The sequence below is a fragment of the Paraburkholderia nodosa genome (genome assembly GCF_001718195.1).
Lineage (GTDB): Bacteria > Pseudomonadota > Gammaproteobacteria > Burkholderiales > Burkholderiaceae > Paraburkholderia > Paraburkholderia nodosa_A.
This window is the reverse complement of sequence record NZ_MCNV01000007.1, coordinates 183,094-201,238: the sequence shown is the minus strand read 5'-3', so window position 1 is coordinate 201,238 and position 18,145 is coordinate 183,094. Positions and strand designations below refer to the sequence as shown.

The 18,145-nt window shown below is 65.9% G+C and carries 15 protein-coding genes; 3 read left to right on the top strand and 12 right to left on the bottom strand.

Annotated features, from left to right (window positions below):
* Window positions 1-116 precede the first annotated feature (116 nt).
* The 5 genes from BFD71_RS15095 to argS all read right to left on the bottom strand — a co-directional run bounded on the left by BFD71_RS15095 (window position 117) and on the right by argS (window position 6,275).
* Window positions 117-1,739, bottom strand: coding sequence for an ABC transporter substrate-binding protein (locus BFD71_RS15095; protein WP_069265138.1), 1,623 nt, complete (start codon window positions 1,737-1,739; stop codon window positions 117-119).
* Window positions 1,740-1,917: 178 nt separating this feature from the next.
* The gene (locus BFD71_RS15090) at window positions 1,918-2,694 is read right to left on the bottom strand and encodes an SDR family oxidoreductase (RefSeq protein WP_069265135.1); all 777 of its coding nucleotides are present in this window, start codon (window positions 2,692-2,694) and stop codon (window positions 1,918-1,920) included.
* Window positions 2,695-2,704: 10 nt separating this feature from the next.
* Entirely contained in the window at window positions 2,705-3,358 is a 654-nt protein-coding gene (locus tag BFD71_RS15085; RefSeq protein WP_069265132.1) for a thiol:disulfide interchange protein DsbA/DsbL, read from the bottom strand.
* A 207-nt stretch (window positions 3,359-3,565) separates the two neighbouring features.
* Window positions 3,566-4,411, bottom strand: coding sequence for an SPOR domain-containing protein (locus BFD71_RS15080; RefSeq protein ID WP_176732891.1), 846 nt, complete (start codon window positions 4,409-4,411; stop codon window positions 3,566-3,568).
* A 79-nt stretch (window positions 4,412-4,490) separates the two neighbouring features.
* Window positions 4,491-6,275 carry an arginine--tRNA ligase gene (gene argS, locus BFD71_RS15075; protein ID WP_069265129.1) on the bottom strand — a complete coding sequence of 595 codons (1,785 nt, stop codon included), beginning with the start codon at window positions 6,273-6,275 and terminating at the stop codon, window positions 4,491-4,493.
* Between the two features lie 354 nt (window positions 6,276-6,629).
* On the opposite strand from argS, the gene BFD71_RS15070 reads away from it, so the two are divergent.
* Entirely contained in the window at window positions 6,630-6,956 is a 327-nt protein-coding gene (locus BFD71_RS15070) for a DUF1840 domain-containing protein (RefSeq protein ID WP_069265127.1), read from the top strand.
* Between the two features lie 141 nt (window positions 6,957-7,097).
* Here the strand turns inward: BFD71_RS15070 and BFD71_RS15065 are convergent, their stop codons facing one another.
* The 7 genes from BFD71_RS15065 to BFD71_RS15035 all read right to left on the bottom strand — a co-directional run bounded on the left by BFD71_RS15065 (window position 7,098) and on the right by BFD71_RS15035 (window position 15,677).
* Complete coding sequence (locus BFD71_RS15065) at window positions 7,098-7,301, bottom strand: acid-shock protein (RefSeq protein ID WP_069265125.1); 204 nt, start codon at window positions 7,299-7,301, stop codon at window positions 7,098-7,100.
* A gap of 249 nt (window positions 7,302-7,550) precedes the next feature.
* Window positions 7,551-10,268, bottom strand: a complete 2,718-nt coding sequence (gene metH, locus BFD71_RS15060) for a methionine synthase (RefSeq protein WP_083245277.1) — start codon at window positions 10,266-10,268, stop codon at window positions 7,551-7,553.
* A 61-nt stretch (window positions 10,269-10,329) separates the two neighbouring features.
* On the bottom strand, window positions 10,330-11,400 hold the full coding sequence (locus BFD71_RS15055) for a homocysteine S-methyltransferase family protein (RefSeq protein ID WP_069265122.1): 1,071 nt from the start codon (window positions 11,398-11,400) through the stop codon (window positions 10,330-10,332).
* A 203-nt stretch (window positions 11,401-11,603) separates the two neighbouring features.
* Window positions 11,604-11,861, bottom strand: a complete 258-nt coding sequence (locus tag BFD71_RS15050) for a BTH_I0359 family protein (RefSeq protein ID WP_028201771.1) — start codon at window positions 11,859-11,861, stop codon at window positions 11,604-11,606.
* Between the two features lie 175 nt (window positions 11,862-12,036).
* Window positions 12,037-12,825 (bottom strand): 3-oxoadipate enol-lactonase, encoded by a 789-nt coding sequence (gene pcaD / locus BFD71_RS15045; RefSeq protein ID WP_069265121.1) that lies wholly within the window; start codon window positions 12,823-12,825, stop codon window positions 12,037-12,039.
* A 420-nt stretch (window positions 12,826-13,245) separates the two neighbouring features.
* The gene (locus BFD71_RS15040) at window positions 13,246-14,670 is read right to left on the bottom strand and encodes a DUF3108 domain-containing protein (RefSeq protein ID WP_069265120.1); all 1,425 of its coding nucleotides are present in this window, start codon (window positions 14,668-14,670) and stop codon (window positions 13,246-13,248) included.
* Window positions 14,671-14,789: 119 nt separating this feature from the next.
* Entirely contained in the window at window positions 14,790-15,677 is an 888-nt protein-coding gene (locus BFD71_RS15035) for an IclR family transcriptional regulator (RefSeq protein WP_069265119.1), read from the bottom strand.
* Window positions 15,678-15,806: 129 nt separating this feature from the next.
* On the opposite strand from BFD71_RS15035, the gene BFD71_RS15030 reads away from it, so the two are divergent.
* Together BFD71_RS15030 and BFD71_RS15025 are read left to right on the top strand one after the other, a co-directional pair.
* Window positions 15,807-16,799, top strand: coding sequence for a fumarylacetoacetate hydrolase family protein (locus BFD71_RS15030; RefSeq protein ID WP_069265117.1), 993 nt, complete (start codon window positions 15,807-15,809; stop codon window positions 16,797-16,799).
* A gap of 190 nt (window positions 16,800-16,989) precedes the next feature.
* Window positions 16,990-18,120: an ABC transporter substrate-binding protein gene (locus BFD71_RS15025; RefSeq protein ID WP_256094738.1), complete on the top strand. Its 1,131-nt coding sequence runs from the start codon at window positions 16,990-16,992 to the stop codon at window positions 18,118-18,120.
* Window positions 18,121-18,145 lie beyond the last annotated feature (25 nt).

The following is an 18,145-nucleotide window of genomic DNA, read 5'->3' as shown; positions in this document are numbered from 1 at the left end:
CCGCCTGTGGCGCGCTTCCCGCATGTCTGGCGCAAGCGGCCGTGTTTCAATTCGTGATCGTCAGGGCAGCTCTGTAATGGCGCGCCGGGCGCGAACGCCCGGCGCGGCGAGAGCCGTCACTGCACCGCGACGCTCGCGAAGTTCTGGCGTCCGAACGGGCTCACCTGATAGCCGCTCACGTTCGTGCGCGTGATGGCGGAGGCGGTCGGGTAGCCAAGCGGAATCCACAGCGCCTGGTCGTGGATGATTTGCTGGGCGGCTTCATACAGCTTCACGCGCTTGGCCTGGTCGGCGGTTGCCTTGCCTTCGGCGATCAGCTTGTCGAGCTGCGGATCGCAAAAGCGCGCGAAGTTGATGCCCGACTGCACCGCATTGCAGCTAAAGAGCGGCGAGAGATAGTTGTCGGGGTCGCCGTTGTCGCCGGCCCAGCCCATGAAGAGCGTGTCGTGCTGGCCTTGCTTCGCCTGCTTGATCAGCTCGCCCCACTCGATCACCTTGATCTCGGCTTTCACGCCGATCTTCGCGAAGTCGGCCTGCAACAGCTCCGCGCCCGCGCGCGGGTTCGGGTTCAGCACGCTGCCGTTCGGACGCACCCAGATCGTCGTCGCGAAGCCGTTGGGGAAGCCCGCGTCGGCGAGCAGCTGCTTCGCCTTCGCCGGGTCATACGGATACGGCTGGATCGACCGGTCGTAGCCCCAGGTGATGGGCGGCCAGGGGTTGGTCGCGGGCGTGGCGGTGTTGTCGAAAATCGCCTTCAGGTACGTCGTGCGGTCGAACGCCATGTTCAGCGCCTGGCGCACCTTCTGGTTGTCGAGCGGCTTCTTCTGCGTGTTGAGCGCGACGAACGCCGTCATGAACGCTGGCGTCTCCACCACCTTGAGCGACTTGTCGTCCTTCGCCGCGGCCACATCCTGGGGCTTGGGCGAGAGCGCGATCTGGCATTCGCCGGCTTTCACCTTCTGCGCGCGCACGGCGGCGTCGGGCGTGATCGCGTAGATCAGGCGGTCCACCTTCGGTTTCGGCCCCCAGTAGGTCGGGTTCACGTCGTAGCGGATCACCGCGTCCTTCGTGTAGCTCTTGAGCACGAACGGGCCCGTGCCCACCGGCTTCGCGTTGAGGTCGACCTGCTTGCCGCCCTTGAGCAACTGGTCGGCGTACTCGGCGGAATAGATCGACGCGAAGCCCATCGTGAGGATCGAGAGGAACGTTGCATTCGGCTCGTTGAGCTCGAACTTGACCGTGTTCGCGTCGACCTTCGTGACCGCCTTCACGAGCTTCACGAGGCCCATCGACTGCGCGTGCGGGAAGCCGCTCGCGCCGGCCACCTTGTGCCACGGGTTGTTGGCGTCGAGCATGCGGTCGAACGTGAAGAGCACGTCGTCGGCGTCGAGCGTACGCGTGGGCTTGAACCACTCGGTCGTCTGGAACGCCACGTCGGGCCGCAGATGGAACGTGTAGGTCAGGCCGTCGGCGCTCACTTCCCACTTGTCCGCGAGCGCGGGCACGACCTTCTTCTGCGCTTCGTCATAGGCCACGAGCGAATTGAAGATGACGTCGGCGGACGCGTTGGTCGTGACGAGCGAGTTGAACTGCACGACGTCGAAGCCGTCGGGGCTCGACTCGGTGCAGACCGTCAGCGGTTTGGCGAGCGCGGGCGTGGCCGCGAGTGCGGCGCCAAGCGCGGTCGCGAGCACGAGAGCAGGCGCAAGCGTGCGCGCGGAGGGCGAGGTGAAGCGCATGGGATCTCCGTGGTTCTTCGGTGGCGGGCGGCGCCCCGTTTTGTTCGATTCAGGAGAGGCGAGAAGGCTCGGAAGGGCGCCCGGACGAGCCAAGCTTATCGAAGGGAAATTGCCGAGACAACAATTTAATCGACATACCCATATGGCATGGGGGCGCCGTGCGGCAAGCCGAAGCGGCTTAGTGGCTCGCCGCGCGCGGCTTGCGCGGCGCCTTTTCGAACACGCGGTCGTAGACCCAGCGCGGCAGCGCGCGCAGCAGCGTGGCGGCCACGCGCATCGGCCAGGGGAACACCGCGAACGACGTGCCGCGCGCGATCGCTTGCGCGGCCTTCGCGGCGAACTGGTCCGCGTCCATCAGGAAGGGCATGCGGTAGGGATTCTTCGCCGTCATCGGCGTGCGGATGTAGCCGGGCGCGATGGTGACGACGGGCACGCCGAACGGACGCATTTCCACGCGCAGCGCTTCGAGATAGGCGAGCGCCGCGGCCTTCGAGGCGCTGTAGGCGCCCGAGCCCGGCAGCCCGCGCACGCCGGCCACGCTCGCGATGCCCACGAGTGTGCCGCGTTTGGCCTTCGCCATGGCCGACGCGAACGGCTCGAAGGTGGCGACCATGCCGAAGTAATTGGTGTCCATCACGTCGCGGAACGTGGCGAGATCGCCTTCGCCCGTCAGCACGCCGCGGCTCACGCCCGCATTGGCGATCACGATGTCGGGCATGCCGTGCTGGGCGATGAAGTCGCGCGCGGCGGCAGCGAGCGCATCGGCGTCGCGCACGTCGGCGGGATAGATGGAGATGGGGTGATCGGGGTGGGACTGCCGGAAGCCGGCAAGGGCCTCGCCGCGGCGCGCGACGAGCCCGAGGACGGCGCCCTGCCGCGCGTAAACGGCGGCGAGCGCGGCGCCAATGCCGCTCGACGCGCCGGTGATGAAGACCTTCAGTGGCGCGTCTTGCATGGCGCTAACCTCACATCTTCTTCGCGCGGATCTGCGAGATGATGAAGTCCATCACCTGGGCCGTGCCCGGCAGCGCCTTGTCTTCCGGACCCTGGACCATGGCCGGGCCGGTTTCGTATTTGCCCTGGATGGCGATGGTCGGCACGCCGTCGATCTTGTAGGCGTCGAGCAGGGCCTTGTCGCGCTGCAGCGCGCTCTGCGTCGAGAACGAGTTGTACGCTTCCATGTACTTCTTCGCATCCACGCCTTGCGTCGCGAGGAACTTCGCCTGCTCTTCCGGCGTGAGCAGGTAGTTCTTGTTCACGTGGATTTCGTGGAACACGACCGGCGTGAGCTTCTGGGCGAGGCCGAGCGCGTCGAGCGCGTAGTACATCTTCGAGTGCGGGATGAAGTCGTCACGGAATGCCACCGGCACGCGCTTGAACACGACGTCCGGGCCCTGCTTCTTGATCCACGCTTCGAGATACGGGTCGAACGCGTTGCAGTGCGGGCAGCCGTACCAGAAGAACTCGATCACTTCGATCTTGCCCGCGGGCACGTCGAGCGCCTGGGGTGCCTTCAGGACCGTGTAGTCCTTGCCGGCCACGGGTGCCGCGGCCGAGGCGTGGGCCACGCCGGCGATCAGCGAAAGCGAGAGAAAAAGCGTACCGAGAAGTCGTTTCATGGCGTAGGAATCCACTGTTCTTGGACCGGCGGCGGCCGGTTGTCTGCCGCAGGACGCCGTTGGCGCGAACCAGACGCGTGCGGGTGCTGCGCGGGTGTTGCTTGTTGACGGACTTCGCGCCGCGCGCCGCGGCCCGGCCTCACGCGAACGCCGCTGAACGGCTGCGGTTTCGGTGGGCGGGCGCGCGGTGCGCGGCGCGGACGGCGATTACTGCTTCGTGAAGCGGATGACGGCCGTATCGATACCGGCGTCGGACAGGCGCTGACGCGTCGAGTTCATGTCGTCGAACTTCGTGAACGGACCGATGCGCACGCGATAGTACGTCACACCGCCGGCGTCGCGCTGCGTGACCTTCGACTCGAACCCCTGGAACGCGAGGCGCGCGCGCTGCTGCTCGGCGTCGCCCGACGTCTTGTACGCGCCCACCTGCAGGAAGTAGCCGGTGTTGGCGTCGCCCGGTGCGGGCGCGGCGCTGCCGGGCTTGGCGCCCGGGGGCGTCGGCACCGCGTTGGCGGGCTTCTGCGGCGGGTTGTTCGCGAGGATCTGGGCCGGGTTGCTCGCCGAGTTGCTGGCCGACTGCGGCTTCTTCGCGATCGCCGTGCCGCTCGTGACGTTTTCACCCGTCGACGGTTGCGGCGCGACGGCCACGCCGTTGTTATTGGCGGCGTTGCTGTTCGAACCCGAGGGCGGCACTTCCACGATCTGCGGCTCCTCGAGCATGCCCGAGGACTGCGACTGGTTCGTGGTCTGGCCCGGCGCCGTGTTGGGCGGCGTGCTTTGGGCGGCCTGCGGCACCGGCTGGCCCGGCGACTTGCCCTGCAGCGCGCGGTTCGGGTCGATCTGCTCGTTGTTCTGGCCGACGTCGGAAGCGGCCGGCGGCGCGACCTTCGAGACGAACGGCGTGGGCGCGCGCGTGATGTAGAGCGCCACCACCACCGCGATCGCAAGGCCGACGATCAGGCCCAGCACGATGCCGAGAAAGGTTCCCCCGGACTGCTTCGACTGCTGTTTTGTAGTGCGGCGCGGTTTTGCCATCGTCTGAATCACCTGCAAACAAGAGAATCCTGGAATGGCCGTCCGCGCGAGGCGGCGGCCCCAAACAAGCTGCTGCGCGCGGGTCTCGCGCGTCTCGTTACATGCGCTCCGGCGCGGACACGCCGATCACGGCCAGGCCGTTCGCGAGCACCCGGCGCGTGGCCGCGAGCAGGGCGACGCGGGCGTCGCGTTCGGCGGCGTCATCGACGAGAACGCGTTCGGCATTGTAGAACGAGTGAAACTCAGCGGCGAGTTCGCGCAGGTAGAACGCCACCGCGTGCGGCGCGAGTTCGCTGGCGGCATGCGTGAGCATGTCGGGGAATTCGCCGAGTTTCGCGATGAGCGCGAGCGCGCGCTCGCTGGCAAGCGGCGCGAGATCGACCTTGGGCAGCGCGGCCGGATCGCCGCCGAACTTGCCCTGCCAGTCGCCGAGAATCGACGAGATGCGCGCATGCGCGTACTGCACGTAGTACACCGGGTTTTCGTCGTTTTCCTTCAGCGCGAGGTCGATGTCGAACACGAATTCGGTGTCGGCCTTGCGCGAGATGAGGAAAAAGCGCACTGCGTCGCGGCCGCGGCGGATGGTCGCCTCGTCGAGCAGGTCGGGCGAGACTTCGCTGCCCGGGTTCGCGCCGCCCGACCATTCGATCAGGTCGCGCACCGTCACGTAGCTGCCCGCGCGCTTGGAGATCTTCACCTCCTGGCCGTCGCGCATCACCGTGACCATCTTGTGCAGCACGTAGTCGGGATAGCCCTTCGGAATGCCGATGCCGAGCGCCTGCAGTCCCGCGCGCACGCGCGCGATGGTGCCGTGGTGATCGGAGCCCTGGATGTTGATGACCTTCGTGAAGCCGCGCTCCCACTTGGTGACGTGGTAGGCCACATCGGGCAGGAAGTAGGTGTAGGTGCCGTCGGACTTGCGCATCACGCGGTCCTTGTCGTCGCCGTAGTCGGTGGTCTTGAGCCACAGCGCGCCTTCCTGCTCGTAGGTCTGGCCCGAAGCGACCAGCGCCTCGACGGTCTTCTCGACGCGGCCTTCCGTGTACAGCGACGACTCGAGGTAGTAGCGGTCGAACTTCACGCCGAACGCCTGCAGGTCGAGATCCTGCTCGTGGCGCAGATAGGCGACGGCAAAGCGGCGGATCGCTTCGAGGTTCTCCGGGTCCTTCTCGCCCGTGACGGGCTCGCCGTCCTTGGCCGCGACCGTTTCGCCCGCGAGGTAGTCGCGCGCGATGTCGGCGATGTATTCGCCGTTGTAGGCCGCCTCGGGCCATTCGGCGTCGCCGGGCTTGAAGCCGCGCGCGCGCGCCTGGGTGGAGACGGCGAGGTTGCCGATCTGCACGCCCGCGTCGTTGTAGTAGAACTCGCGGTGCACGTCATAGCCCTGCGAGGCGAGCACGTTCGAGATGGCGTCGCCGAGCGCGGCCTGGCGGCCGTGGCCCACGTGCAGCGGGCCCGTGGGATTGGCGGAAACGAACTCGACGAGTACGCGTTTGCCGGCTTCGCGCTGCGAGCGGCCGAATGCCTCGCCCTGCTCGAACACGGCGCCGATCACGGCGCGCTTCGCGTTGGCGGTGAGACGCAGGTTGATGAAGCCGGGGCCGGCCACTTCGGCCGCCTCGACGAGGCCGGCGGCCTCGGGCTGGGCGAGCACGGCGTCGACAATCTGCTGGGCGAGCTGGCGCGGATTCGCGCGCATGGGCTTGGCGAGCTGCATCGCGACGTTGCAGGCGACATCGCCGTGGGCGGCGACCTTCGGGCGCTCGAGCGTGATCACGGGCACGACGAATGCGCCTTCGCTCGCGCCTTCGGTGGCCTTCGCCACCTGGGCTACGGCTTGCGCGAGCAGGGTCTCCAGGGTGTGTTTCTGTGCGGGCAGCATGCTGGTTGCAAGTCCTGTGCGGGTAATGGGATGCGGGGCCGGGGCGTCCAGGGGCATGCATGGCCTCTGGCTTTCCGGCGCTGACCGCCTGATACGGGTGAGGGCGCGCCAGCCTCGCGGTGGCCCGATTGCCATGCGCCAATGCGCGGCGGGCCTCGTTGCGGCAGGCGGCGTGGCGGCGTACCTGACGCCAGAACGTCCGGGCGCCGCGCCCTGCGGGTAATTCCGTCCTGACGGATTTTAGCAGGTGCTAATATGTGAAATGAGGTAGCGCGACATGGGTCGCCTTGGCCCGTCTGGCTTCGCAGGCCGGAACGTCACGCGCAGATCCAAAAAATCATAAAGGGAACAGACATGCTGGTTACTTTTAAATGTCACGCGGCGCCCGACGTCACGATGCTGGAGAACCTCGCACAGTACCTTCTCGGCATCATCGGCAAGCGGCTCGGCCCGCGCGGCGTGATCACCCACGACGAACTCGATACCGCCATCACCAAGCTCGAAGCAGCCATCGCCACTGACAAGAAAGAGCGCCACGAGCAGGAAGGCCACTTTCACGAAGGCGAGGATGACCACGTGCATCACGAACTGCCGGTCGGCCTCGCGCAACGCGCCTTTCCGTTCCTCGATATGCTGCGCGCCGCGAAGAAGGAAGACAACGACGTTTTGTGGGGCATTTGAGGTCCGTGCTTGACGTCCTTGCGTGACATGACTGGGGGCGAGCGCGCCATTGCGCCTGATTGACCCGCCCAATTCAACGTTCCAAAAGCAAAGAGCCCGCAATCTCGCGGGCTCTTTGCTTATGTTCACCTTCGGCTCACCTTACTGGCTGGCGGCCGCTGGTTCGGCAGCAGAAGCCTCCGACTTCATCATTTTCTTTTTCTTCGGCTTCTTCACGTGCTTTTCGGTGGGCGCCGAATACGACGTCGCCGGGCTCGCCTGCTCCGGCGCGGCCGGCTGGGCGAACGACGGCTGCGCAAGCGCCGCGACGCCGAAGGCAGTCAACATCAACATCAGCTTCTTCATACGATTTCTCCGTCGAGGTTGCTTCGATTTTGCGTTTTAAGGATTTGCTGATGAGCGAGCCGGCGCGGCCTTGCCGCATGTGGCCGGGTGTCATGCAGGTGATACCGGGTCTTGCCGGGCCATCTTACAAAGCCGAAAAATCGCGCGCGCGTAATCTTCACCTTGCCGGATGGCGTATGTCGGGCGGCGACAACAGGGGGTAGCGCAACGGGGGAAAAGCGCGCCGCGCGGGGCGGCGCGCCGTGCGGCCTAGAGTTGCGGCGCGAGCGCGCGGCGGGCGTCCTGGTCGGAGAGCGACATACGCTTTGCATAGTCGGCGAGCTGGTCCTGGCCGATCTTGCCCACCGAGAAATACGTGCTGTCCGGGTGCGCGAGATAGAAGCCCGAAACGCTCGCGGCCGGCAGCATGGCGAGCGATTCCGTCACGCTCATGCCAATCTCGCCCGCCTGCAGGAAGTCGAACATGTCGCGCTTCACGAGGTGATCCGGGCAGGCCGGGTAGCCGGGCGCCGGGCGAATGCCCGCGTACTTTTCGGCGATCAGGGCGTCGTTGTCGAGCGTTTCGCTCGCCGCATAGCCCCACAGGTCGCGGCGCACGCGTGCGTGCAGCGCTTCGGCGAACGCTTCCGCGAAGCGGTCCGCGAGCGCCTTGAGCATGATCGCGCTGTAGTCGTCGTGGTCCTTCTCGAACTGCGCTTCCTTCACGTCCACGCCAATGCCCGCCGTCACCGCGAACATGCCGATGTAGTCGGCCACGCCCGAGTCCTTCGGCGCGATGAAGTCGGCGAGCGACCGGTTCGGCCGCATCACGCCGTCCACCACCGGGCGCACCGACTGCTGGCGCAGGTTGCGCCACGTGAGCGCGACTTCGCTGCGCGACTCGTCGGTGTAGATCTCGATGTCGTCGTCGTTCACCGTGTTCGCGGGCAACAGCGCGATCACGCCGTTGGCCTGCAGCCAGCGGCCCTGAATCAGGCGCGAAAGCATCGACTTCGCGTCGGAAAACACACGGCGTGCCGACTCGCCCACGATCTCGTCGTTGAGGATCTGCGGATAGGGGCCGGCGAGATCCCACGTCTGGAAGAACGGACCCCAGTCGATGTAATTCGCGAGTTCGTTCAGGTCGAAATTCTTGAACACGCGGCGGCCGATGAACTTCGGCTTCACGGGCTGGAAGTTCGCCCAGTCGATCTTCGTCTTGTTCGCGCGCGCTTCTTCGAGCGTCACGAGCGGCGTCGCCTTCCGGTTGGCGTGCTGGTCGCGAATGCGCTCGTAGTCGGCCTTGAGCTCGTCGAGGTACTTCGCCGCGCCTTCGTCCGACAGCAGGCTCGACGCCACCGAAACCGAACGCGACGCGTCCGGCACGTACACAACCGGACCTTCGTAGTGCGGCGCGATCTTCACGGCCGTATGCACGCGCGAGGTGGTCGCGCCACCAATGAGCAGCGGAATCTTCTTGATGCGGAAGTAGTCGTCGCGCTGCATTTCGCTCGCAACGTAAGCCATTTCCTCGAGCGACGGCGTAATGAGCCCCGAGAGGCCGACGATATCCGCGCCTTCGACCTTGGCCTTCGCGAGGATCTCGTTGCACGGGACCATCACGCCCATGTTGACCACTTCGAAGTTATTGCACTGGAGCACCACTGACACGATGTTCTTGCCGATGTCGTGCACGTCGCCCTTCACGGTCGCGATGACGATCTTGCCCTTCGCGCGCACGTCGGCGCCCGACTCGGCGAGCAGGCGCTTTTCTTCCTCGATGAACGGAATGAGGTGGGCCACGGCCTGCTTCATCACGCGCGCCGACTTCACGACCTGCGGCAGGAACATCTTGCCCTGGCCGAACAGGTCGCCGACGATGTTCATGCCGTCCATGAGCGGGCCTTCGATCACGTTGATCGGGCGGCCGCCGCCGCCCATGATCTTCTCGCGCGCTTCTTCGGTGTCCTCGACAATGAAGTTCGTGATGCCGTGCACGAGTGCGTGCGCAAGACGCTTTTCGACCGCCTGGTTGCGCCACTCGAGGTTCTCTTCCTTCTTCGCGGCGCCGGTCTTGAACTTGTCGGCGATCTCGAGCAGACGGTCGGTGCCGTCGGCGCGGCGGTTGAGCACCACGTCTTCCACGCGCTCGCGCAGCTCGGCGTCGAGGTCGGCGTACACGCCGAGCTGGCCCGCGTTCACGATGCCCATGTCCATGCCGGCCTGAATGGCGTGGTAGAGGAACACGGTGTGGATCGCTTCGCGCACGGGGTCGTTGCCGCGGAACGAGAACGACACGTTCGACACGCCGCCGCTGATCTTCGCGTAGGGCAGGTTCTGCTTGATCCAGCGCGTGGCTTCGATGAAGTCCACCGCGTAGTTGTTGTGCTCCTCGATGCCCGTGGCCACCGCGAAGATGTTCGGGTCGAAGATGATGTCCTCGGGCGGGAAGCCCACTTCGTTCACGAGAATGTCGTAGGAGCGCTTGCAAATCTCGGTCTTGCGCGCGAATGTATCGGCCTGGCCCTGCTCGTCGAACGCCATCACCACGCTCGCCGCGCCATAGCGGCGAATCAGCTTCGCGTGATGCACGAACTGCTCCTTGCCTTCCTTGAGCGAGATCGAGTTGACGATGGCCTTGCCCTGCACGCATTGCAGGCCCGCCTCGATCACATCCCACTTCGACGAGTCGATCATGATCGGCACGCGCGCAATGTCGGGCTCGGAGGCAATGAGGTTCATGAAGCGCACCATGGCCGCCTTCGAGTCGAGCATGGCTTCGTCCATGTTGACGTCGATGACCTGTGCGCCGTTTTCGACCTGCTGGCGCGCCACGGCGAGCGCCTCGTCGAACTGGCCGTTGAGAATCATCCGCGCGAAAGCCTTCGAGCCGGTCACGTTGGTGCGCTCGCCCACGTTGATGAACAGCGTGCCTTCGGTCACGTTGAAGGGTTCGAGGCCGGAAAGGCGCAGGGTATGGTCAGTCATGGCGTGGGACCGGATCGTAGGGTGTGGGGGCGGGACTCGGAAGCAGCGGTCGAAATTGCCTTCAGGCGGCGTCGCGATACTGGCCGGGCCAGCGGCGCGGCTTGACCTCGGCGAGCGCTTTGGCAATGGCCGCGATGTGCTCGGGCGTCGTGCCGCAGCAGCCGCCCGCCACGTTCACGAGACCGGCGCTCGCGAATTCCTTGAGCAGTGCCGAGGTATCGGCGGGCGTTTCGTCGAAGCCCGTGTCGCTCATCGGGTTGGGCAGGCCCGCGTTCGGATAGCACGAGACGTAGGTGTCGCAGAGCTTCGCAAGCTCGGCGATGTACGGGCGCATGAGCGCCGCGCCCAGCGCGCAGTTCAGGCCGAACGTGAGCGGTCTCGCGTGGCGCAGCGAATTCCAGAACGCTTCGACGGTCTGGCCCGAGAGAATGCGGCCCGAGGCATCGGTGACGGTGCCCGAGATCATGATCGGCAGATTCTCGCCCGTGTCTTCGAAGAGCTGGTCGAGCGCGAACAGCGCGGCCTTGGCGTTGAGCGTGTCGAAGATCGTCTCGACGAGGAAGAGGTCGCAGCCGCCGTCCAGGAGCGCCTTCGCCTGCTCGTAGTACGCATTGCGCAGTTCTTCGAACGTCACGTTGCGCGCGCCCGGATCGTTCACGTCGGGCGAGATGCTTGCCGTTTTCGGCGTTGGCCCGATCGCGCCCGCGGCGAAGCGCGGCTTGTCCGGCGTCGAATACTTTGCGCACGCGGCGCGCGCGAGCTTCGCCGACTCGACGTTCATCTCGATGGCGAGATCGCCCATGCCGTAGTCGTCCTGGGCCACCGTGGTCGCGCCGAACGTGTTGGTCTCGATGATGTCCGCGCCCGCCGCGAGATACTGCTCGTGAATCTCGCTGATGATCTGCGGCTGCGTGAGCGAGAGCAGTTCATTGTTGCCCTTGATATCGCGCGGGTAGTCCTTGAAGCGTTCGCCGCGATAGGCGGCTTCGTCGAGCTTGTAGCGCTGGATCATCGTGCCCATCGCGCCGTCGAGGATCACGATACGCGAGGCGAGCAGCGCGGGAAGCGCTGCGCCGCGCGTGTATTTGGCGTCCCCGGCGGGGCGCGGGGCAAGGGCTGCGGGCTGGTTCATGGATCGCGGGCGGGCGTGGTGCCGGTTGAACTGGGAAACCCCACATTGTAGCCGCTGCGGCAACGCGCCGCTGCGGGCGGCGTCGCGCGCAGGCAACCGCTGTGGCTCGCGCCGGACGGCCAAAAGAAAACCCCGGCCGGGCAAGCCGGACGGGGTTTCGTGTGAAGGACGCTGCGCGTTGAGTGCCGCGGGGTGCGCTAGCGTCAGTGAAGCACGACGGGTTGCTGCATGAGGCTGTCGAACTGTCCGAGGAATTCGTCGACTTCGTCGAGCGACTGGTCTTCGTCCATCAGCTTTTGCACGTCTTCGCGAAAACGTGCCGCCATCACGCCGTCGATGAAGATCTCGCGGCGTGCGTTTTTGTCGACGATCTCGTAGCCTCCTGCGCGCATCGCGCTGTGGCCGTCCTGCGGTGGGAACTCGACGACGCAATAGTTGGGACTGTTGTAGATCATTTGCATGGCGACACTCCTTTTTCCTGTGCTCCCCTGACCTTCTCGGTCAATACATGGAGCGTTCGTTCTGGAATTCAAGGGGTGGGTCCCGCATCACCTCTTATGTGGACTGCTCTCCCTTTTTACTTCAATTCACAACTGTGTCTGCTGCCACTGCCATGATGCTTTTACTTCGAACTGCTTAGACCAACTGCTTGAGAAACGTTTCTAGCAAAGCAGTGAAACGGTGCGACTCCTCTACCGGGGCCAGATGCGCGGCATCGAGCACCACGAAATGCGACCCTTCTATCGCGCTTGCAAGGGCCTGCGTCATGGCCACTGGCGTGCCGCTGTCGTGGCGACCCGCGACTGCGAGCGTCGGCACGCGCAGTTGCGCGAGCCTCTTTTGCACGTCGAAATCGCGTAGCGCCTCGCATGCCATCGCATAACCTTCTGAAGGGGTCCGTAATAAAACGTCACAAATGCGCTCGACAGTCGGCGCATGCGCATGCCGGAAGTCGGCGGTGAACCAGCGTGCCATCGTTGCGTCGACGAGCGCCCCGAGGCCTTCGCTGCGTACTGTGGCGGCGCGCTCGTTCCATGTTTCGCGCGCTTGTGGCGGCGTATGACTCGCCGTGTCGCAAAGCGTGAGCGTCGTCACGCGTTCCGGGAAATCGAGCGCAAACTGCTGCGCGATCATGCCGCCCATCGACATGCCCACGAGATGCGCATGCTCGATGCCAGTGGCGTCGAAAAGCGCATCGAGGTCGGCGGCGAGTTCTGTGAAGCCGAAAGGCTCGCTCGCGACGGCGCTCGCGCCGTGGCCGCGCACGTCATAGCGCAGTACGCTGTGGCGGTGGCGGAAATGTCCGGCGAGCGTGTCCCACACGCCAAGGTCGCCGCCCAGTTGGTGAATGAACGCCAGCGCGGGCCCACCGCTCCTGTCGTCGAAGACATAGTGCGTATCGATGCCATTGACAGTCACTTGCATGGGTTCCTCCTTCGCCTTCCAGGCTGGGAGTCAAGCCGTTTGCGAGGTACTGCATGCACGCGATGCTGGTGGAGCAATCCGCGCGCCTGGCGCGCGCAGACGATGCGCGATGCGATGTTCGTTAGCTTGTGTGTCGCGTCCCTGTTTGCTGCGCTGTTTATTGCGTCGTGCCGATTTTGTCCGTCTTGTGCAGCGGTGTATCGGTTTGTTCGTGCTGGTCCGTTTGTCGGTCCGTTCACTGGTCCGTCGTTTGCGCGCGGCGTCGTGCTGCCGTGTTTCGTCTGCTTGTTCTTTGGCCCTTCGTGATGCGCGCGATGCCTTGCGATCCTTGACGCATGGCTCGATTCCAGTATGCGCTATTTCGCGAATTTGTGTTGTGAAGCGGGCCGTCCGGATCGAGTGGTGCGTGCGCTTGTGCGCTCAGGGATGCTCGGCCGCCGGGCCTGGCGAAGCGGATGAGGGTTGCGCATCGCCAGTAGACGGTTGAGGCGGTGATTCTGTTGGCTGTTCTGTCTGCAAATTGGCGGGTGGCGCCGGCTGCGCAGACGGTTGCGGTTGCGCTTGTGATGCAGCAGGCGCAGAAGCCGGCGCCGCCTCCGGTGTTGCCGATTGTGCCGATGTTGTGTCGGGTGCCGCGCTGGGCGCCGGGGCGGTTGCGGCCGCCGCAGAATCGGGCGCTGGCGCGGGCGCGTTCGATGCGCTCGGCACCGTGAGTGCGCCACGCCACACCAGTTCGAACTGGTTGCCATTCGGTTCGGTTTGCACGAGGCGCACGGGCAACCAGCCGAGCGACTGCGCGAGCCACACGTCGATGCGCCGCTTGTCGCCCTCGCGACGGGGCAGACGCATGAAGTGGCGCGCGGTGACGTAGCCATGATCCGTGCCCACGGTTTCGTCGCCGATCGTGGTGATGGGCCAGGTCTCGCCGCTGTCGTTGTCCGCGACATAGAACTCGCGCGTGACGCCGGGTTTGTACGCGTCGGGGTCGCCGCGCACGAGGCTCGCAAGCTGCATCACCATGCTGAAGCGGTCCTGCGCGCCATCGGGCAGCGCGAGCGAGTTCGGCGTGCGCGTGAACACGATCTGCTTGTCGGTGCGATTGAAAACCGTCACATCCGAAGGGCGATGGCCGCGCTTTTCGATGTACTGATCGGGTGCGAGGCCGAAGGCATCCACACGGCCCTTGCTCGTCCAGCTGAACTCGCCGACGAAGGGCAGGGGCACACGCACGACCATCTCGTAGCGCTGCCCGTCGCTCAACCAGTGGATCGTGCCGGGCTGATTGCGCACGCCGTTATAGAACGTGTCGTACTGCAGTTCGCCCGATGGGGGCACCGAAAACTTCAGTCCCTGCGAGGCCTGCGTGGCTTGCGCCGAAGGCTGCTTGCCGTTGCCGGGCGCCGTGCCAGCGGTCCCGCTGGTGCCGGCGGCGCTCGCGCTGGCTGGCGACGCGGCTGCGGGCGCGGACGCCGCCTGCGTATCCGGCGGCGCAGCCGGCGCTTTGGGGTGCGGTTTGGGCGGCGTCACCGCGTGCAGCGTGTGCGGCTCGGCAGGCTTCGGTGCGGGTTTGGGCGCGGCATGCGCGGGCGCTGCCGCGGGGCCCGCGGGCTTGGCCTCGCGCTCGATGCGTTCGGGTTTGAGGAGCGCCACTTGCACCGGCACGCGCACGTGCGCGACAGGCGGCGGCGCGCCGTGATGCCGCTCGAACCATTCGGCCGCGAGCCAATGCAGCGCCGTGACCGCGACGAACACACCGACCCAGCGCCACGCGCGCATGCGCTGCGGCGTGCGTGAGTCGGTGTCGAGGCGGCGGCGTGCCTCGCGCGGGGCGGCTGGCGTGGACATCGGCGGTTCGTGAGTCGGTATCGGTCGTACGTTAATGTGACACAACCCGCCGGGTGCTTGCAGAAACGCCGACGCGCGCGAACAGGGTCACATGTGTGCCGGCCCCGGGGACACAGCCCTCAGCGCGGCGTTGGACTGTACCCCAATTCGTACGACAGTTTTTCGGCGCACGCGCGCAGCGCGGTGTCCACGGCGCCGTTCCAGGCGATATCGAACGCGCCTTCGTGACCGAGCGCGATGAGCCCGAGCGCGAGTTCGCCGCTCGCGTCGAACACGGGCGTGCAGAACGCGTGGATGGTCGGCAGCAACATGCCTTCCACACGCGCTGCGCCATGCTCGCGCACTTCCGCGAGCGCCTGTTCGAGCGCATCGGCCGTGCGCGGCGTCGAGCCGTATGAGTACTGCTGCGCGCCCGCGAGTTCGCGCTCGATCATGGGGGCCGTCTTGCTGCGCGGCAGGTAGGCGGCGAACAGCAGGCCCGTGGCGGAACTGAGCATCGGCATCACATCGCCGAGCTTGAGCGACGCTTTCGCTGGGTGGCTCGACTCCAGCCAGTGCACGACGGTCGGCCCCTGGTTGCCCCACACGGCGATGCCCACGGTGATGTCGAGCGCGTCGCGCAATTCGGTGAGCGCGAGGCGCGCGAGCTTGACGCCGTCCACGCGCGCGAGACGCGCGAGTCCGAGCTGCAACGCGAAGCCGCCCAGTTCGTAGCGTCCCGTGAGCGGGTCCTGCGCGACCACGCCGAGGCGCATGAAGCTCACGAGATAGCGGTGCGCCTTCGCGGGGCTCATGCCCGCGCGCTGCGCGAGGTCGCGCAGCATCATCGCGCGCGGTTCGTTCGTGAGCACTTCGAGCAGGCGAAACCCCACTTCGATCGACTGGATGCCCGAGCGCAGTTTTTCTTCGCCGGCTTCGGCGCCTTCCGCAGCTTCGGCGGTGTCGAGGGGATCGGCGAGATCTTCGGCGCTCGCGCGCGGCGAGGCGGATCGGACGGTTGGCGGCATGGGATGCGTTGTGGTGTTCAAACGTACGGCGACTGTACGGCAACTGAGGGCGTACGGCACGCCCGCTTGGGGCCCGCCGATTCACCATCGTAGAATACATTTCCCTTATCGTCACTCACGTCTGATTCCATGAAACTTGCCACGCTGAAGGACGGCACCCGCGACGGCCAGCTGATCGTCGTTTCCCGCGACCTGCGCAGCGCCGCCATTGCCGATGCGATCGCACCCACGCTGCAGCGCGTGCTCGACGACTGGCGCTTTTACGCGCCGCAGCTCGCCGAGCTGTACGACGCGCTCAACTACGGACGCGCGCGCAACGCGTTCAGCTTCGACGCGCGCGATTGCATGGCGCCGCTGCCGCGTGCGTACCAATGGGCGGATGGCTCGTCGTACGTGAATCACGTCGAACTCGTGCGGCGCGCGCGGGGCGCCGAGATGCCCGCCGAATTCTGGACCGACCCGCTCATGTACCAGGGCGGCAGCGACGACTTCATCGGGCCGTGCGACGACATCGTGTGCGCGTCCGAGGCGTTCGGCATCGACTTCGAGGCCGAAGTCGCCGTCGTGACCGGCGACGTGCCGATGGGCGCGAGCCCCGACGAAGCGCTGCGGGCCGTGCGGCTCGTTGCGCTCGTCAACGACGTCTCGCTGCGCAATCTCATTCCCGCGGAACTCGCGAAGGGCTTCGGCTTTTTCCAGAGCAAGCCGGCCAGCGCGTTCGCGCCGGTGATGGTCACGCCCGACGAGCTCGGCGAGCACTGGCGCGAAGGGCGCGTGCACCTGCCGCTCATCGTGCACTGGAACGGCAGGAAGGTGGGTCAGCCCGATGCCGGCACGGACATGGTGTTCCACTTCGGCCAGCTGATCGCGCACGCTGCGAAAACGCGCAATCTGCGCGCGGGCGCCATCGTCGGTTCGGGCACGGTCTCGAACAAGGACACAAAGCGCGGCTACTGTTGCATTGCCGAGAAGCGCTGCCTCGAAACGATCGAAGGCGGACAGGCGAGCACCGAGTTCATGAAGTTCGGCGACAGCGTGAAGATCGAGATGCTCGACGAAGCGGGCAAGTCGATTTTCGGCGCGATCGATCAGGCCGTGGCGTCGCTCCACGGCGAGCATTGACACGCAAACGCTGAAGGGTTTCGCCGGATGCCGCGCGCCACGCGTGCGGCTACACTGGCGAACGCCCTTTTTCTTCGAGCGCATCGGGCAGAGCAGTCAAGGTACGAGCCGTAGAAGCACGCAGCATCCGAACGTAAAACGACAAGGAGACACCGTGAACGCTTCTCGCCCCAGCCGTCTTGCTGTACGCATCGCCCTGCTTTTTTCTGTCTGTGTGCCTACGTTCGCGCTCGCGCAGGTCAAGATCGGTCTCGTGCTTTCGCTCACGGGTCCGGCCGCCTCGCTCGGCATTCCCGCGCGCGAGACCGCCGCGATGTTCCCCACCGAGATCGCGGGTCAGAAAGTTCAGTACATCGTGCTCGACGACGCGTCCGACACGACCCAGGCCGTGCAGGACACGAAGAAGCTCATCGACGAGCAGCATGTCGATGCGATCATCGGCTCGTCGATCACACCCAACTCGCTCGCGATGCTCGACGTGATCGCGCAAGGCGAGACGCCCACGATCTCGCTCGCTTCGTCGGCGAAGATCATCGAGCCCGTCGACGACAAGCGCCACTGGATGTTCAAGACGCCGCAAACCGACGCGATGATGGCCGGCGCGATCATGGAGCACGCAGCCGCGCACAACGTGAAGACGCTCGCCTATATCGGCCAGGCCGACGCGCTCGGCGAGACGTTCTACGCCGAGATTGCGAAGGCCGCGCAGCAGCACGACATCAAGCTCGTCGCGAACGAGCGCTTCAATCGCACCGACCCGAGCGTGACGGGGCAAGTCCTCAAGATCGTCGCGGCGCACCCCGATGCCGTCGTGGTCGGGGCGGCCGGCACGCCCGCCGCGCTGCCGCCCAAGGCGCTCAAGGAGCGCGGCTACAAGGGCGTCATCTATCACAACCACGGCGTGGGCAACCGCGACTTCCTGCGCGTGTGCGGCGCCGACTGCAACGGCACCTTCCTGCCCGCAAGCCAGGTGCTGGTGGCGGCGCAACTGCCCGAGGACCAGCCCGGCCGGCGCCTCGCGCTCGACTATATTTCGCGTTACGAGGCCCGTAACGGCGCGGGCACCGTGTCGGCATTCGGCGCCTACACGTGGGACGCGGGGCTCCTGCTGCAGAACGCGATACCCGTCGCGCTCAAGTCGGCAGCGCCCGGCACGCCCGCGTTTCGCCGCGCGCTGCGCGACGCGCTCGAAGCGACGCACGGGCTGCATGACACCAATGGCGTCGTCAACATGAGCGCCACCGATCACCTCGGCCTCGACGCGCGAGCGCGCGTGATGGTCGAGATCCACGATGGCAAGTGGATGTATCAGCCGCATTGATGAGCGGCACTGCCATCGCTTTCAC

Bases quoted from the DNA above. Each gene is read 5' to 3' on its own strand.
- BFD71_RS15095 (WP_069265138.1), bottom strand. From the start codon at position 1,739: ATGCGCTTCACCTCGCCCTCCGCGCGCACGCTTGCGCCTGCTCTCGTG.
- BFD71_RS15090 (WP_069265135.1), bottom strand. From the start codon at position 2,694: ATGCAAGACGCGCCACTGAAGGTCTTCATCACCGGCGCGTCGAGCGGC.
- BFD71_RS15085 (WP_069265132.1), bottom strand. From the start codon at position 3,358: ATGAAACGACTTCTCGGTACGCTTTTTCTCTCGCTTTCGCTGATCGCC.
- argS (WP_069265129.1), bottom strand. From the start codon at position 6,275: ATGCTGCCCGCACAGAAACACACCCTGGAGACCCTGCTCGCGCAAGCC.
- BFD71_RS15070 (WP_069265127.1), top strand. From the start codon at position 6,630: ATGCTGGTTACTTTTAAATGTCACGCGGCGCCCGACGTCACGATGCTG.
- BFD71_RS15065 (WP_069265125.1), bottom strand. From the start codon at position 7,301: ATGAAGAAGCTGATGTTGATGTTGACTGCCTTCGGCGTCGCGGCGCTT.
- metH (WP_083245277.1), bottom strand. From the start codon at position 10,268: ATGACTGACCATACCCTGCGCCTTTCCGGCCTCGAACCCTTCAACGTG.
- BFD71_RS15055 (WP_069265122.1), bottom strand. From the start codon at position 11,400: ATGAACCAGCCCGCAGCCCTTGCCCCGCGCCCCGCCGGGGACGCCAAA.
- BFD71_RS15050 (WP_028201771.1), bottom strand. From the start codon at position 11,861: ATGCAAATGATCTACAACAGTCCCAACTATTGCGTCGTCGAGTTCCCA.
- pcaD (WP_069265121.1), bottom strand. From the start codon at position 12,825: ATGCAAGTGACTGTCAATGGCATCGATACGCACTATGTCTTCGACGAC.
- BFD71_RS15040 (WP_069265120.1), bottom strand. From the start codon at position 14,670: ATGTCCACGCCAGCCGCCCCGCGCGAGGCACGCCGCCGCCTCGACACC.
- BFD71_RS15035 (WP_069265119.1), bottom strand. From the start codon at position 15,677: ATGCCGCCAACCGTCCGATCCGCCTCGCCGCGCGCGAGCGCCGAAGAT.
- BFD71_RS15030 (WP_069265117.1), top strand. From the start codon at position 15,807: ATGAAACTTGCCACGCTGAAGGACGGCACCCGCGACGGCCAGCTGATC.